Genomic DNA, 14,048 nt, shown 5'->3' with positions numbered 1-14,048 from the left:
TTAACGGTGTTCCCGTTGGGAGAAAAAAATATGAAACGAAAATTACGAAATGCACTTCCGTACAAAGACACTCCCTTTCTTCGTGTACTGCACATTATCGTTGCTGTCCTGGTTTTGTTGCAGATCATTAATTCGAATCTTACTGAAAGTGAGGTGCTTAGCGATGATTCACTGACCGGCTTCGTCACATGGTTCCATGTCATCTCTGGACTGGCACTGATTGTCCTTGGTGTCGTTATGCTTGGATGGATGCTGAAGAACCGAGGGTTTCGTTACTATTTTGCCTGGTTGGCCCTTGATTTTCGGGGGATAATTGAAGACGTGAAAATGCTATTTTCATTCCGTCTTCCTGAAGCCCATGCTGGTGGCATAGCGGCGTTGATCCAGGGGCTTGGTGTGCTGTCACTGTTGGGGGTTGCAGTGTGCGGTGGAACCTGGTTTGCACTGGAGACCATTTACGGACCATCATCTGCCCTGGCAGAAAGCACTCTGCATTTACACAAGTTTCTGACGGTATTTATTGAGACGTATTTCTGGGCACATGGGGCGATGGGTTTGCTTCATATATTTCTCACCATCCGCAGTCAAAGGAAAAGTCCCGTTATCGAATAAAACGTTTGTGCTGATGAGAATAAGCTACGCTGTAGTGGCGAGTTAAACTGACTTCTACAGCGTTATTTTTCGGTGCCAGAGTGTATCAAGCGTCAGCGCCGTTCCAATGGAGGGAAGAATAATCCACCTTCAGTTACACTCAGTATGCTAAATACCATAATCTGGTTCTTTTGCGGTAAATGGATCGATATGCACCATAACATTCAGGACATCATTATTTTGTAAAACCCGTTCCCGGGCAGCAATCGCAATATCATGCCCATCCCTGACGGATAAGTTTTCCTGAACTTCCAGATGAACGTCGACCAGGATCAGATCCCCCGCCTTACGCGTTTTAAGATCATGGAGCCCGGCAACACCCGGCGTAGAGAGCAGAATCGTTTTTATTTCATGTTCTTTATCCTGATCAGCAGAGCGATCCATCAGGTCGTGCATTGCATCATACGCAAATGAGTAACCCATACGTAATATCAGGATCCCAACGGCAAACGCAGCAACGGGGTCAAACCAGTGATATCCAGCCAACGTCCCGATTATGCCAACCGCGACAACGACCGACGATGCAGCGTCCGAACGGGCATGCCATGCATTTGCCACAAGGAGAGAGGACTGCACACGCCTGGCAACACTGAGCATGTATCTGAATAGCGACTCTTTTACGATCAGTGCGGCGAGTGCCACCCAGAGCGCAGCTGAATGAACTTCAGAGAGCCGTTCTGGATGCATCAATTTCCCGATTGCGGACCACAACATTCCGGCACCAACGGCGACCAGCAGCATGCCCAGAATCATCGAAGCGCCGTTCTCGTACCGCCAGTGCCCATAATGGTGATCGCTGTCTGAAGGTTTACGGCTTTTTTTATTGGCGAACAATACAACAAAGTCTGCTATTAAATCGGAAAGAGAATGAATCCCATCAGCAATTAAACCCTGAGAACCTGAAAATAAACCCGTCAGGATCTGTGTAAACGATAAAAAGAAATTAACAACGACACTAATTAACGTACTTTTCTTCGCAGCAACTGAACGTTCATGATATTTATTATCATTTCGCATAAAATATTCCGAATAAGCAAAAGCAAGATTATGAACTAAACTTATTCAATCTTAATGCAACGACAGGTATAAATAAATGGAATATCTGTTAATGCCGTTTTATATATACACATAGCCAGTGCTATTAATTTTCTAATTTACAGGAAAACAGAAACATGCATCTTGAGCGACACAGTATTGAAAGCGTTGGATGGCTAAGGGCTGCCGTGCTGGGGGCAAATGACGGGATTGTGTCGACAGCAAGCCTTGTACTTGGCGTCGCGTCGGCAAATACAGGTTCCTCAGGTGTTTTACTGGCGTGGGGGGCAGGCCTGGTTGCGGGGGCGATGTCGATGGCGACCGGGGAATATGTTTCTGTTTCATCACAGGCGGATACAGAAAAGTAAAAAAGCCCCCGAAGGGGCTAAAGGTTTTTTCTGCGAGAGGGGAAAGGGCAGCCTCGGTGGGTATTACGGCAACCCCTTTGACCCACTTATTTGGTCAGTTCAGCCGTCATATGAACACGGTTATTGAACTGAGCGCTGGTAATTTTGTATGACGCACCTTGTTCAGCTGCCTGTGCGGCAATTTTGGCTTCTGCACGATCCAGGGTGGAAGCACTGGCGCTGATGCTCTGCGCGAAAGCACCAAAAGACATCAGAGAAAGAGCGGAAACTACAACTAAAGTTTTGATGGTTTTCATGGTCGTATTCCTTAAGTCATGTTGTTCTGTGTAAGGCTGTATTGCCTTGATGTGATAAATGATAGGACGAGCATGAGATGATTAAAATCGAAACAATTTGCTTGCATTGTTCAAAAAAATAGAATGATTTTAGCGATTCGTAAATCCACCCAGTATCGGAATTCCGTAACTGCCTGCTTTGAGTGAAAAAAAACACCTTTCGGGGGTTTGACTGTGTAATGATGAAGTGGCGCTGCCTCATTGACTCCAGGACCAATAATGAAAAGACGTTATGCCATTGCTGATGTATTTACGGACACCCCTTTTCTCGGCAATCCCGTTGCCGTTGTTTTAGATGCTGAAGGTATGAGCACCGAGCAGATGCAACGGATTGCGGTTGAGTTTGGCTACAGCGAAACAACGTTCGTTTTACCTCCTGATAAGGCGGAAAACACTGCGCGAGTCAGGATTTTTACCCCCTCGCGCGAGATTCCTTTTGCCGGGCATCCTAACGTCGGCACCGCCTATGTTCTGGCACAATATGCCGTTCTGGCGGGTGATATGGTACCTGACACCCTGCGGTTCGAAGAAATTGCCGGACTGGTCCCGATGACGATCCTGAAAGACGACGGCAAGGTTACAGGTGCTGAACTGCTTGTGCCCGAAGCATTATCCTGCCGCTCTGAGGTGAGTCCAGCAAAAGTCGCCGCCTGCCTGTCTCTGGGCGTAGAGGAGATCAGCACGAAAACGCATAACCCGCTTGTCGCCTCTGTGGGGTTGCCATTCCTGGTGGTGGAGCTGGCCTCACGCGAGGCGTTGCGCCAGTGTGTACCAAATTTACAGGGATTTCGGGATATCCTGCCGCTTGATGGGGCGGTCTCTGTTTATGCCTGGGTCGCAGAAACCGATCCTGACGCGCAATGCGATCTTCACGCGCGGATGTTTACCCCGCGTATGACCGAAGATCCGGCGACGGGCAGTGCAACCGCCGCCGTTACGGCCCTGTTGGCAACGCTTCAGAATAAAACGACGCTCGCTCTGCATATCCACCAGGGTGTGGATATGGGGCGCGCAAGCTCGCTGTATACCCACTACGATGCGACGTCCGGCAAGCCGCTGGTCAGAGTGGGTGGCAAGAGTGTCATTACCATGGAAGGGACGTTTAGCCTCTGACGTAAACAGGCTACTTCAGGTCTAACAACGTTATTACGGTGGCAATCTCTGCAATATCGCCGGCGGATAATGGCTGAAGCGGGCGGTGCAGGCAGTCAACATCAGTCAGCCCCAGAACGCCCGCCGCAGCGGCCATCACGCGGATACTGCCGCCATGTTTGCGATAAAGCGCCCACAAAGGCTCCAGGCGCGCAACCAGGGCGGTAACCCGGGCATGATCTTTCATCGCCGCTGCCTGGGTGATCTGTTTTGCGGTTTCCGGGAATAGCCCTGCGCACACGGAATACCAAATCTCACACCCTGCATTGAGCCCCAGGCCTGCAAAAGCATCCCCGCTGATACCGATGGTCACACCCGGTTTGAGCTGACTGCGTAAGTTCCTGACGCGTTCAGCTGCCGCTTGTGCCGTATCAGGTACGCCTGGGATTTTGACCGAGCCAACGCCATCCAGAGATGACAAACGGCCGTGCAGTTCATCTGAAAACGTAAAATGCGTTGTGCCGGGATTGTCATACACGCATATCGGCAGTGACGTGTGCCGGTTCACCGTTTCAAAAAGGCTGAACACCTCGTCATCCCTTAGCGACTGGTAACTGACTGCGGGCAGAAGCAGTGCATCCGCGCCCGCCTGCTGGGCATCTTCCGTCAGACGAAGAATGGCATCGGTACTGACGGCACCGACACAGACCATCATCGGAATATCCCCGGCCAGTTCACGGGCAAGGAGAGCAACACGTTTGCGTTGTTCCCGTGTCAGGTAGGCATAACTTCCTGTCGAGCCCAGAATCCCCAGAGAGTCGACCCGTGCGGTGGTGAGACGCGACAGGATCTTTCTGAAGCCTGCTTCATCAACATCGTTGCCGGTGACAGGGGTTAACGGGAAAGCGCACAAATCAGTGAACATAGTGTTTCTCCGGCAAAAAAATGAGTGTTATTCCGTAAGAAGTGTCACGTCAAACCACAGGCCTGGCATCATTTTTTCAAGGCCATCCGTCAGCATTCTTCCGGCTTCATGAAGTTGTTCCAGCGGCATTTGTGGCAGGCTTTCCAGAATAAACCACATTTGCCGGGCTTCCACATCTAAACGTGTCCTGATTCCTTGCCTCCAGTTCCAGCGGCGGCAGGTCACGCCTGTGTCGTCCCGCCAGATAATTTCCCCAGCGGAAGGGGACTCAATAGCAGGCTCGCCATCTTTCACCGTATCAAAAGGTTCTGTGCCTTCTGAAATTGTCAGGCAAGGGGCACCCTGGTAGGCCGCAATATTCTCACCGCCAACGGGAATAGCGTAACGGAGGCTCACGGCGTTATACAAATCAACAACAGGATCGAGCGCTGGCATCATTCCATCACGTAGTACGCGCTTGCGTAATGCCTCCGCGGAACATGGTGTCCGCTTTGGTTTGGCGCCAAACTTCTGAAAAACATCTGCCCATGCTGCCAGATGGGATTCCGCCCATTCGGGCCCGCCTGCCAGTACGGCTTCACAGGCTTCGCGTAGCGCTATCTCTCCAGCGCCAGGGTTCACTACCGGCGCGGCTTTTACGCTAATACTGAGTGCCCGAAAACCAGGCGCAATACGATAAATTTCAGGGGCAATTGACGGAGATACTGTGAGCACGGGATAATCCTGTAATGACCAATTTATTCCATGATAATGACCGATGACCAAAAAAGTCAATTTAATGACCGATGCAGATTCCATTGTCAGCACCGTAAATGAAGCGGTATCTCAGCGCATTAAGCTTTATCGCAAGCAAAAGAAAATGTCCCTCGATGAGCTGTCTCGTCGGGCCGGGGTCAGCAAAGGCGCACTGGTTGAAATCGAAGGGTGTAAGGCGAACCCGAGTATTGCGCTGTTATGTCGCCTGGCAGCTGCGATGGGTGTTTCAGTGGCTGATTTTGTCGATGTCAGCTCAAAACCGACTGTGCATCTTATCGCGGAAGATGAAATCCCTGAGCTCTGGAAAGGTGAGAACGGCGGAAGGGCGCGGCTTCTTGCGGGGTCCGGCGGCCCCGATATGACGGAGCTCTGGATGTGGGAAATGCAGCCAGGAGAAAAGTTCACGTCACCAGGGCACCCTGAAGGAACCCTTGAACTGTTTTATGTACAAACAGGGACGCTTACGCTTGGGGTTCAGGAACATCTGTACGTGGTGAATACCGGTTGTTCGGCGACCGCCAGGACCGATGTCCCTCATTTCTACGAAAACCAGGGCGAGGATCCACTGAAATTCATCATGACGGTAAATGAAAAAGCATCCTGAGTGATGGTGAGTAGATTTCACCCGTTCTGTTCTTTCAGCCATGCCTGTTGCGAAATGGAATACAGCAGGCTAGGGGGCGCATTTTTAACATCATGAATATCACGGACGTACTTCAGCCCCGATTTTTCCAGCACCTTTTGCGATGCCAGGTGATTTCCTCTGACCACGGCGGCGATCTCCGGTAATTTCAGCGCGTTAAATCCGCATTTCAGCGCGCCTTCAGCAAATTCCGTGGCCAGACCTTTTCCCCATGCTTCGGTGGCGAAACGGTATCCGAGATTATTTATCGTGATGCCGTCATAGCTAAGAATGCTCAGCCCGCCGAAGCCGATAATGCTTGTTGGAGTATCGAGAAGTGAAATAGCCCAGTTGCCAAATCCGTGCTGTTCACGGTGGTGTATCCAGCGTTTCAGCACCGTTTCTGCATGATGAAGGTCAGGATAGGGGCCAGACGGGTTAAAGGTGTTGGTGGCCGGATCGCCGTATATGCGGAACAGGGCGTCTGCATCAGATGCTACAACGGGGCGAAGGTACAGGCGTTTCGTTTCAACGGGCAAACTGGGCTCCTTATCGACAAATGGCTACGCGGGGTTTACTTAACCTGCAACAGTATCGCCATCAGCCCCGGAAAGCGGGCGTCAAGGTCGTCTCTTCGCAAGGAAATCATATTTTCTCGCCCCTGAGGGCGCTGCCAGATCACACCGCTGTCGCGTAAAACGCGCCAGTGATGGGTCATGGTGGACTTCACCACGTCTTCTGGCCGCAGGGCATTACAGCTCAGTTCTTCGCCATCGGCAAGACGGCGGATTATCGATAAGCGTAGCGGGTTGCCGAGGGCAAACAACACATTTTCCAGCAGTATTTGTTCAGGTTCCGGGTGGTTTGGGATCATAGTTTTCCTGCGTCAGACATCAGATTGAGCTATATCAACAATAGGTCAATCATCAAAAAATAGTTCGATAATACTCGTACAATGGGACTATTATAGCAAACGAATGAATACGCGGCCATCCTGGCCTTCACAATACAGTCTTTGAGACTTAAGGAAATATCATGCCCCGACCCATCCCGCTCGAACGTTATCGCAACATCGGTATCTCCGCGCATATCGATGCCGGTAAAACGACCACCACTGAACGCATCCTGTTTTACACCGGGATGAGTCACAAACTGGGTGAAGTACACGATGGCGCGGCAACCACTGACTGGATGGCGCAGGAGCAAGAGCGCGGAATAACGATTACCTCCGCAGCCGTTAGCTGCTTCTGGCCGGGTATGGACAGAGGGTTTGAGCCGCACCGGATAAATATCATCGACACCCCAGGGCACGTGGATTTCACCATTGAAGTGGAACGATCCATGCGTGTGCTGGATGGCGCGGTGATGGTGTATGACTCCGTGGGTGGCGTACAGCCGCAGTCGGAAACCGTCTGGCGTCAGGCGAATAAATACCATGTGCCGCGCCTGGCGTTCGTCAACAAAATGGACCGCCCGGGGGCTGATTTCTTCCGCGTGGTGCAGATGATGCACGATCGCCTGAAAGCCAATCCGGTGCCGATTGTGATCCCGGTTGGCGCAGAAGATCACTTCAGCGGCGTGGTCGATCTCATCAAGATGCGCACAATCGTCTGGGACGATGCCACGCAGGGCATGGTGTTTACCTATGCGCCAGTGCCTGATGACTTGCTGAGTACCGCCCAGGAATGGCGGGAAAAAATGGTGTCAGCGGCGGCGGAAGCCAGCGATGAGCTGATGGATAAATACCTTGAAACCGGTGAGCTTGATGAGGCGGATATTATCCGTGGCCTGCGTAAACGCACCATTTCAGGTGAGATCCAGCCGATGCTGTGCGGCAGCGCCTTTAAAAATAAAGGGGTGCAGCGAATGCTGGATGCCATTGTCGAGCTGATGCCATCGCCGCTGGACGTCCCGGCCATTGATGGTGTGGACGAAAAAGGGCAACACGCAGAACGCCATCCAAGCGATGAAGAACCGTTCTCAGCGCTGGCGTTCAAACTGATGAGCGACCCGTATGTCGGGCAGCTGACCTTTATCCGCGTTTACTCTGGTGTGCTGAGAAAAGGCGATGCAGTCTACAACCCGGTGAAAGGCAAAAAAGAGCGCATCGGGCGTATTGTGCTGATGCACGCCAACGACCGGCACGAAGTGGATGAACTGCGAACGGGTGACATCGCGGCCTGTGTTGGCCTGAAAGATGTGACAACCGGCGACACGCTGACTGACCCGAATGCGGTGATCACGCTTGAACGTATGGAGTTCCCGGACCCGGTGATCTCCCTTGCGATCGAGCCGAAAACCAAAGCGGATCAGGAAAAAATGGGTATCGCGTTGCAGCGCCTGGCGGCGGAAGATCCGTCGTTCCGTCTGTACACTGACGAAGAGTCCGGGCAGACGATTATCTCCGGGATGGGTGAGTTGCATCTGGAAATTATCGTCGACCGTATGAAACGTGAGTTTGGCGTAGAGGCGAACATCGGCCGCCCGCAGGTAACTTACCGCGAAACTCTGCGCAAAGCAGTGAAAGATATCGAAGGCAAGTTTGTACGCCAGTCTGGTGGTAAAGGTCAGTACGGTCATGTGGTGCTGAGCCTTGAACCATTAGCGCCGGGAAGTGGTTTCAAATTTGAAGATGCCACTAAAGGCGGCGTGGTGCCGCGCGAGTACATTCCTTCAGTGGAAAAAGGGCTGCGCGAAGCCATGAACACCGGCGTGCTGGCGGGTTATCCGGTAGTGGATGTGAAAGCGACCCTGACGTTTGGTTCGTATCACGATGTCGACTCCTCGGAGATGGCGTTCCGCATGGCGGCGATCCTCGGCTTCAAAGACGGGGCGCGCAAAGCGGATCCGGTGATCCTTGAGCCGGTGATGCACGTCGAAGTGGAAACGCCGGAAGATTACGCCGGGAATATCATGGGGGATTTATCTTCCCGCCGCGGTATGGTGCAGGGCATGGAAGAACAGTACGGCAGCCAGATTATTCGTGCTGATGTGCCGCTCGCCGAGATGTTTGGTTATGCCACCACGCTGCGTTCGATGTCGCAGGGCCGTGCGACCTACACGATGGAATTCCATCATTATGCGGAAGCCCCGCGTAATGTGGCGGATGAAATCATTGCAGGACGTACAAAAAGGTAATTAACTGCACACGGCAGCTAAATGGCTGCCGTGTGCTTTCATTTCAACAAAGGGGTAATCACAACGGTGAACGGTATTGATATCCACTTATACTGCATCGTTACTTAATCAATGTTGCCGATCGAACTTTCCATTTACCTTTTTCCTGAACCAGACAATCTGCCACAACGTGATCTTTTTTCTTGCCAAACGCGACATAGACGTTTGTGCAAACCGCATCAAAATCAGAATATAAAACTGTGATGACATTCCAGTCATCATCCCAGTCCTGCGATTTGATAAACATATCCGCATCGGGCATATCTTTTTCGTTGCTGTCGCCTGAGTACATTTCTTTAATTGCTGCAATCGTCTCTGAGGAGACGTAGTTCATCATTGTCTCAGGGTTAAGGACTGGCGGCCTGTCCTGATTTAGCTGCGTGATATACCATTCATTGAATTTAAGCGCCGTATGGGCTGGTTCATAGATGCTAGCAGCGTTTGCGAGCGGAGACAGGATGAAAAGCAAAAAGTAGAGCATTTTCATTAGTCATGCCTGAAAAGTTCGTAGTGTGGGTGTATATCGCGGTAAGCCTGGCCCGGATACATTGTGCGTTGTATAAAATCACTGATCCAATGCTGACCATCATATATGCAAACGTGCCCGCTATCGTGACCCGCAATATTTTGGATAACCGCAACATCACCCGCATGAGGCTGATCGTAGACCAGGCGGAAGCCTGCGTTAACTAGCGTAAGCCCCATATCTTTTGCTAAATGCGTATTAGGGATTCTTAATCGTCCTCCGGATCGGATTGCTTCGGTAACGTAGTGAGCACATTGACTCGTACTCTTCGGTTGAGCATGCGATTTAGCATATGATATTGCGCCATCTTTATTCCATGACATCACGCTTTCCTTAATAAGAGATTGCAAAAGCAACGGTCTTAAAAATATCCTCTGTTTTGCTGAAGGGAGGTAACCATAAAATGTCATATAAAATAAATATAAATCAGCGTGTTAGAATCATTCTGCTCAATCCGGCGCTTTCACCATCTTCCCGCTGGTCACAAACGTTCCGGCACCCAGGTGGTGCAGCGTATTCAGCTTATCCCCGTCAAACTGCCAGCGCCCGGCCACAAATGCGCGCTCATCCGCTGCGGCGGAAACCACTTCTCCAAACAACGTGTCGTATTTTTCAGCAGCAGACGTGGCCGGCAATAACCGACACTCCATCCACGCCAGACACTTCTCTTCAATGACCGGCAGACCAAGCACCGGGCCGTTGAGCGCCGGGATGCCATAGCAGTTGAATTTATCTTCATCGCGCCCGCTTACGCTACCGACCGCATACGTCCAGTTGGCAGCCGCCACGCCCGGGATCACGATGCCAAATTTACCGCTGCGCTCGATTAACTCGCGTGACCAGGCGCTTTTATCCACCACGATGGCAATGCGCGGCGGTTCGAACTCGACGGGCATCGACCAGGCGGCAGCCATCACGTTGCGGCGATCGATAGATTCATCACGGCTGGTGATCAACACCGTAGGACCGTGATTCAGCAGGCGGCTGGCGTGCTTTAACTCAACAGGGTGAAACGCGCTCATAGATTTTCCTCTCAACGTGGCTACCGGCATTAAACGACTGAAGCGCATAAGAAATCAAGACGCAACATTAGCGTCATGTTTTCGTCACACTCGCTCCCTACAGTGGCCGACAGTAAATCCCAAAGAGGATAACAATATGCTCACTTCCATAACGCTCAAAAGCGTGTCGTACGCTTTTGGCGCGAATACTGTATTGAATCAGATAGATCTGCACATTGAGGCAGGCAGCGTGGTTGCGCTGTTAGGGCCATCAGGGTGCGGCAAAAGTACGTTGCTCCGTTTGCTCGCCGGGCTGACTCAGCCTGCCTCAGGCGAACTCCTGTTTGGTGATCGCCTGGTGGCGAAAGCAGGGTGGTCATTACCGCCTGACGCCCGCGACATCGGTATGGTCTTCCAGGACTATGCCCTGTGGCCGCACATGACCGTGGCGCAGAATATCGCCTTCCCGTTAAAGATGCGCAATATCCCTCGCCCGGAATGTGAATCCCGCGTAGCGAAGGCCTTGTCGCGCGTGGGGCTGGGGGATTTTGCCGGGCGTAAACCGGCAGGATTATCGGGCGGCCAGCAGCAGCGTGTAGCGCTTGCCCGTGCCATTGTCGCCGAACCCCGTGTGCTGCTATTCGATGAGCCGCTCTCCAACCTCGATAGCGAACTGCGTGAATCACTGTGTCAGGAGATGGCCACGCTACTGCGCCAGCTCGGGACGACCGCCGTGTACGTTACCCACGACCGCCGGGAGGCTGAAATCCTGGCCGATCGCATCGTGCATTTATCTGCTGGCAGCGTTGCTGCCGATCGTTTGATTTCATCCTCAGGGGAGTTTGCATGAAAGCCACAATGTCCGTGAAAAAAGGAGTTCTGCTCGCAATGGCGTTATCGTCCGTCATGATGTCCAGCGCCCACGCGCTGACTGTCTATACCGCAGGCCCGGGATCGCTTGCTAAAAATCTGGCAACGGGATTTGAAAAGAAAACCGGCGTAAAAGTCGACATCTTTCAGGCCACGACCGGCAAGGTGATGGCACGTCTGGAAGCAGAGCAAGCCAACCCGCAGGCGGATATTTTGATCTCCGCCTCCTGGGATACCGCAGAAGATCTGCATACCCGTGGCTGGCTGCTGCCGTACCAGAGCGCCAATGCGGAAAAAGTCCCGGCAGACCTCAAATCTACCGACTTCGTGGCGCAAGGGGTGTCGGCGCTCGGGATCGTCTGGAACACCAAAAGCGGGACGCCAGAGCCGAAAGAGTGGCAGGACCTGACCACCGACGCCTTTAAAGACAAAGTCACCACGCCAGACCCGGCGCTGTCTGGTGCCTCGCTGGATTTGCTGATCGGTCTGCAAAACGGGATGGGCGATAAAGCCTGGTCGCTGTTTGATGAGCTGAAAAAGAACGGCATGGTGGTAAGCGGCCCGAACGCGCAGGCCGTCACGCCGGTGATGCAGGGCGCGAAGGCGGCCGTGTTCGGCGCGGTGGATTATGTCTCTTATGGCAACATCAGCCAGGGTGAATCTCTGAAGGTTATCTTCCCGGCCAGCGGTACGGTGATTGCACCACGTCCGATGATGATCCTTAAAACGACGCAACATGCCGACGATGCGAAAGCCTTTGTGGACTACGTGCTGTCGCCAGAAGGTCAGGCGATGGTGGCCGACGCCTGGCTGATGCCTGCCCGCGATGATGTGAAAGCGAAACGTCCGCTGTTAGGCGAGCTGAAAGTGCTGCCAACCAAAAGCGATGGCTCCAGCGCGCGCGGCGATATTCTCAAGCGTTTCAACGCCATTTTCGCCCTGTAATCCACCTGACGGGGGCAACCCCGTCTTCAGGAACCTCTCGTGAATCAACGACTCTTGTCTGCGATGACACTGACGCTGCTGGTTATCCTGGTGGCGTTTCCGTTGTCGTTTATCGCCTTACAGGCGGTGTTCCCTCAATTTAACGCAGGTGACTTTAGCGGTGCCTTTAGTGGCGTTCGCACGCTGCTGGCTGAGCCACAGCTGCCCGCGATGCTTGGCGGAACGCTTCAGATTGCCATCGGCGTTGCGCTGGTGAGTGCCTTAATCGGTTTTCCGCTTGGGGTTGCGCGGGGGCTGTTGAACCTGCCTGCGCCACGGCTGTGGGATTTGCTTTTTCTGATCCCGTTCTTAACGCCACCCTATATTGCGGCGCTGTCGTGGATGCTGGTATTGCAAACCAACGGCTATCTCCAGCAGATAACCGGCATCAATCTCAACGATGTGCTGTTCAGTAAAACCGGCATTGTGCTGGTGATGGCGCTGAATATTTTCCCGGTGGTCTATTTTGCGGTGTCGCGCAGCCTGCTGGCGAGCGGGCAGCGTCTGGCGCTGGTAGCCCGCGTTCATGGCGCGAGTGCCGCCAGAGCATTCTGGCATATCACCTTGCCGATGTTGTCACCGGCGCTGGCGGCAGGAATGCTGCTGGCGTTTACCCTGGCCATTGAAGAGTTTGGCGTGCCTGCGGCTCTGGGTACCCGCGCGGGCGTGCTGATGCTAACCACGGATATCGAAAAGAAACTGGCAGACTGGCCAGTGGATCTCTCCGGGGCGTCGATGCTTTCTGTGGTGCTGGTGGTTATCGCCCTGTCGGCGTGGGGGTTACAGAAAAAGCTGACCGGACACCATGATGTCATCAGCGTGACCGGCAAACCAACGGAAAATAGCGGGGCGAACGCGGGCGTATTTACGCTGCCGATAGTGGTGTTGATGGCGCTTGTGGGTGGTATTGCAGTGATCCTGCCGGGCGCGTCGATGGCATTATCCGGTGTATTAGGAACGTTGTCCGGCGGGGTGATGTGGTCTAACGTGACAATGTCACATTATGTGGCACTGTTTAGCCAGCAGGGTGACGCGCTTTCTGCGCTGGGCACCAGTCTGTCGCTGGCGTTGGGTGCCGCCTGTATCACAGGGATGTTGGGATTGCTGGCATCCTGGCTGGTGGTTGTGCAGAAGATAAAAGGGCGCGCGGCGCTGGATGCGCTGTCGCTGATGCCTGCTGCGCTGCCGGGGATTGTGGTGGGGGTCGGGCTTATCCTTCTGTGGAATCAGCGCTTCTGGCCCGTTTCTCCCTATAACACCTGGGTTATCTTACTCCTGTCGTACTGTTGTTTGCTCCTGCCGTGGCCGGTGCGTTATGTGGGCAGTGCCTTACGCCAGCTTGGCGGCAATCTGGAGCCTGCTGCGCGGGTACACGGGGCGTCGGCGTTTCAGGCGTTACGTTTTATCGTGATGCCGCTGGTGTCGCCTGCGCTGCTGGCGGCGATGCTGATGGTGTTCGCTATCGCCTCGCGTGAGCTGGTGACATCGTTATTACTCGCGCCTGCGGGAACGCAGACGGTGTCGGTCTTTATCTGGCGGCAGTTCGAACAGGGCTCAGTCGGACAAGGAATGGCTATGGCAACGATGACGCTGATCACCGGGCTGATTTTGATGCTGAGTGCGCTTGGCATCATGCAGCGCAATAGCCAAAGATAAAAAGCACTTTTGCACCAGTGGGCAGACAAAAATAGTTTATAAACAGGGAA

The 14,048-nt window shown here is 53.1% G+C and carries 16 protein-coding genes and 1 pseudogene; 9 read left to right on the top strand and 8 right to left on the bottom strand.

Going from position 1 to position 14,048, the window contains the following annotated elements; all coding sequences use genetic code 11:
• Positions 1 to 30 precede the first annotated feature (30 nt).
• On the top strand, positions 31 to 612 hold the full coding sequence (locus tag M987_RS17275; protein ID WP_014070397.1) for a cytochrome b/b6 domain-containing protein: 582 nt from the start codon (positions 31 to 33) through the stop codon (positions 610 to 612).
• 147 nt (positions 613 to 759) lie between these two features.
• Here the strand turns inward: M987_RS17275 and M987_RS17270 are convergent, their stop codons facing one another.
• Entirely contained in the window at positions 760 to 1,668 is a 909-nt protein-coding gene (locus tag M987_RS17270) for a cation diffusion facilitator family transporter (protein ID WP_014070396.1), read from the bottom strand.
• Positions 1,669 to 1,823: 155 nt separating this feature from the next.
• Here M987_RS17270 and M987_RS17265 point away from each other — a divergent pair.
• Positions 1,824 to 2,048: pseudogene (locus M987_RS17265) on the top strand (VIT1/CCC1 transporter family protein); the annotation flags it as partial.
• Positions 2,049 to 2,140: 92 nt separating this feature from the next.
• Here M987_RS17265 and M987_RS17260 read toward each other — a convergent pair.
• Positions 2,141 to 2,350, bottom strand: coding sequence for a YdgH/BhsA/McbA-like domain containing protein (locus tag M987_RS17260; protein WP_014070394.1), 210 nt, complete (start codon positions 2,348 to 2,350; stop codon positions 2,141 to 2,143).
• 258 nt (positions 2,351 to 2,608) lie between these two features.
• Here M987_RS17260 and M987_RS17255 point away from each other — a divergent pair, with 258 nt between their 5' ends.
• Entirely contained in the window at positions 2,609 to 3,502 is an 894-nt protein-coding gene (locus tag M987_RS17255) for a PhzF family phenazine biosynthesis protein (protein WP_014070393.1), read from the top strand.
• A gap of 10 nt (positions 3,503 to 3,512) precedes the next feature.
• On the opposite strand, the gene M987_RS17250 is transcribed toward M987_RS17255, so the two are convergent.
• Together M987_RS17250 and M987_RS17245 are read right to left on the bottom strand one after the other, a co-directional pair.
• A complete protein-coding gene (locus M987_RS17250) occupies positions 3,513 to 4,406 on the bottom strand; it encodes a dihydrodipicolinate synthase family protein (RefSeq protein ID WP_014070392.1) in 894 nt (297 codons plus the stop codon).
• A 27-nt stretch (positions 4,407 to 4,433) separates the two neighbouring features.
• On the bottom strand, positions 4,434 to 5,120 hold the full coding sequence (locus M987_RS17245) for a B3/B4 domain-containing protein (RefSeq protein ID WP_014070391.1): 687 nt from the start codon (positions 5,118 to 5,120) through the stop codon (positions 4,434 to 4,436).
• A 43-nt stretch (positions 5,121 to 5,163) separates the two neighbouring features.
• Here M987_RS17245 and M987_RS17240 point away from each other — a divergent pair, with 43 nt between their 5' ends.
• Positions 5,164 to 5,766, top strand: coding sequence for a helix-turn-helix domain-containing protein (locus M987_RS17240; RefSeq protein ID WP_014070390.1), 603 nt, complete (start codon positions 5,164 to 5,166; stop codon positions 5,764 to 5,766).
• A 17-nt stretch (positions 5,767 to 5,783) separates the two neighbouring features.
• Here the strand turns inward: M987_RS17240 and M987_RS17235 are convergent, their stop codons facing one another.
• On the bottom strand, positions 5,784 to 6,323 hold the full coding sequence (locus tag M987_RS17235; RefSeq protein ID WP_014070389.1) for a GNAT family N-acetyltransferase: 540 nt from the start codon (positions 6,321 to 6,323) through the stop codon (positions 5,784 to 5,786).
• 35 nt (positions 6,324 to 6,358) lie between these two features.
• Positions 6,359 to 6,658, bottom strand: coding sequence for an ArsR/SmtB family transcription factor (locus tag M987_RS17230; RefSeq protein WP_014070388.1), 300 nt, complete (start codon positions 6,656 to 6,658; stop codon positions 6,359 to 6,361).
• Positions 6,659 to 6,819: 161 nt separating this feature from the next.
• Between M987_RS17230 and fusA the strand changes: the two genes are divergently transcribed.
• Positions 6,820 to 8,922 (top strand): elongation factor G, encoded by a 2,103-nt coding sequence (gene fusA, locus M987_RS17225; RefSeq protein WP_014070387.1) that lies wholly within the window; start codon positions 6,820 to 6,822, stop codon positions 8,920 to 8,922.
• A 100-nt stretch (positions 8,923 to 9,022) separates the two neighbouring features.
• On the opposite strand, the gene M987_RS17220 is transcribed toward fusA, so the two are convergent.
• Positions 9,023 to 9,448 (bottom strand): DUF3828 domain-containing protein, encoded by a 426-nt coding sequence (locus M987_RS17220; RefSeq protein WP_014070386.1) that lies wholly within the window; start codon positions 9,446 to 9,448, stop codon positions 9,023 to 9,025.
• Positions 9,449 to 9,453: 5 nt separating this feature from the next.
• Between M987_RS17220 and M987_RS25215 the strand changes: the two genes are divergently transcribed.
• Positions 9,454 to 9,654, top strand: a complete 201-nt coding sequence (locus M987_RS25215) for a hypothetical protein (RefSeq protein ID WP_041162072.1) — start codon at positions 9,454 to 9,456, stop codon at positions 9,652 to 9,654.
• 282 nt (positions 9,655 to 9,936) lie between these two features.
• Here M987_RS25215 and M987_RS17210 read toward each other — a convergent pair whose 3' ends face one another.
• Positions 9,937 to 10,509 carry a flavin reductase family protein gene (locus M987_RS17210; RefSeq protein WP_014070384.1) on the bottom strand — a complete coding sequence of 191 codons (573 nt, stop codon included), beginning with the start codon at positions 10,507 to 10,509 and terminating at the stop codon, positions 9,937 to 9,939.
• A gap of 136 nt (positions 10,510 to 10,645) precedes the next feature.
• Between M987_RS17210 and M987_RS17205 the strand changes: the two genes are divergently transcribed.
• Genes M987_RS17205 through M987_RS17195 form a run of 3 tightly spaced genes read left to right on the top strand, consistent with a single transcriptional unit; the run spans position 10,646 to position 13,998 of the window.
• Positions 10,646 to 11,338 (top strand): ABC transporter ATP-binding protein, encoded by a 693-nt coding sequence (locus M987_RS17205; RefSeq protein ID WP_014070383.1) that lies wholly within the window; start codon positions 10,646 to 10,648, stop codon positions 11,336 to 11,338.
• Positions 11,335 to 12,303: an ABC transporter substrate-binding protein gene (locus M987_RS17200; protein WP_014070382.1), complete on the top strand. Its 969-nt coding sequence runs from the start codon at positions 11,335 to 11,337 to the stop codon at positions 12,301 to 12,303. Before M987_RS17205 ends, M987_RS17200 begins: the two co-directional genes overlap by 4 nt.
• 39 nt (positions 12,304 to 12,342) lie before the next feature.
• Positions 12,343 to 13,998, top strand: a complete 1,656-nt coding sequence (locus M987_RS17195) for an ABC transporter permease (protein WP_014070381.1) — start codon at positions 12,343 to 12,345, stop codon at positions 13,996 to 13,998.
• Positions 13,999 to 14,048: the final 50 nt, after the last annotated feature.

Source organism: Enterobacter soli ATCC BAA-2102 (assembly GCF_001654845.1).
Lineage (GTDB): Bacteria > Pseudomonadota > Gammaproteobacteria > Enterobacterales > Enterobacteriaceae > Enterobacter > Enterobacter soli.
This window is presented reverse-complemented; position numbering and strand designations above follow the sequence as displayed.

Excerpts from the sequence above, each read along its gene's own strand:
- M987_RS17275 (WP_014070397.1), top strand. The coding sequence starts at position 31 with ATGAAACGAAAATTACGAAATGCACTTCCGTACAAAGACACTCCCTTT.
- M987_RS17270 (WP_014070396.1), bottom strand. The coding sequence starts at position 1,668 with ATGCGAAATGATAATAAATATCATGAACGTTCAGTTGCTGCGAAGAAA.
- M987_RS17260 (WP_014070394.1), bottom strand. The coding sequence starts at position 2,350 with ATGAAAACCATCAAAACTTTAGTTGTAGTTTCCGCTCTTTCTCTGATG.
- M987_RS17255 (WP_014070393.1), top strand. The coding sequence starts at position 2,609 with ATGAAAAGACGTTATGCCATTGCTGATGTATTTACGGACACCCCTTTT.
- M987_RS17250 (WP_014070392.1), bottom strand. The coding sequence starts at position 4,406 with ATGTTCACTGATTTGTGCGCTTTCCCGTTAACCCCTGTCACCGGCAAC.
- M987_RS17240 (WP_014070390.1), top strand. The coding sequence starts at position 5,164 with ATGACCAAAAAAGTCAATTTAATGACCGATGCAGATTCCATTGTCAGC.
- M987_RS17230 (WP_014070388.1), bottom strand. The coding sequence starts at position 6,658 with ATGATCCCAAACCACCCGGAACCTGAACAAATACTGCTGGAAAATGTG.
- fusA (WP_014070387.1), top strand. The coding sequence starts at position 6,820 with ATGCCCCGACCCATCCCGCTCGAACGTTATCGCAACATCGGTATCTCC.
- M987_RS17220 (WP_014070386.1), bottom strand. The coding sequence starts at position 9,448 with ATGAAAATGCTCTACTTTTTGCTTTTCATCCTGTCTCCGCTCGCAAAC.
- M987_RS25215 (WP_041162072.1), top strand. The coding sequence starts at position 9,454 with ATGCCTGAAAAGTTCGTAGTGTGGGTGTATATCGCGGTAAGCCTGGCC.
- M987_RS17210 (WP_014070384.1), bottom strand. The coding sequence starts at position 10,509 with ATGAGCGCGTTTCACCCTGTTGAGTTAAAGCACGCCAGCCGCCTGCTG.
- M987_RS17205 (WP_014070383.1), top strand. The coding sequence starts at position 10,646 with ATGCTCACTTCCATAACGCTCAAAAGCGTGTCGTACGCTTTTGGCGCG.
- M987_RS17200 (WP_014070382.1), top strand. The coding sequence starts at position 11,335 with ATGAAAGCCACAATGTCCGTGAAAAAAGGAGTTCTGCTCGCAATGGCG.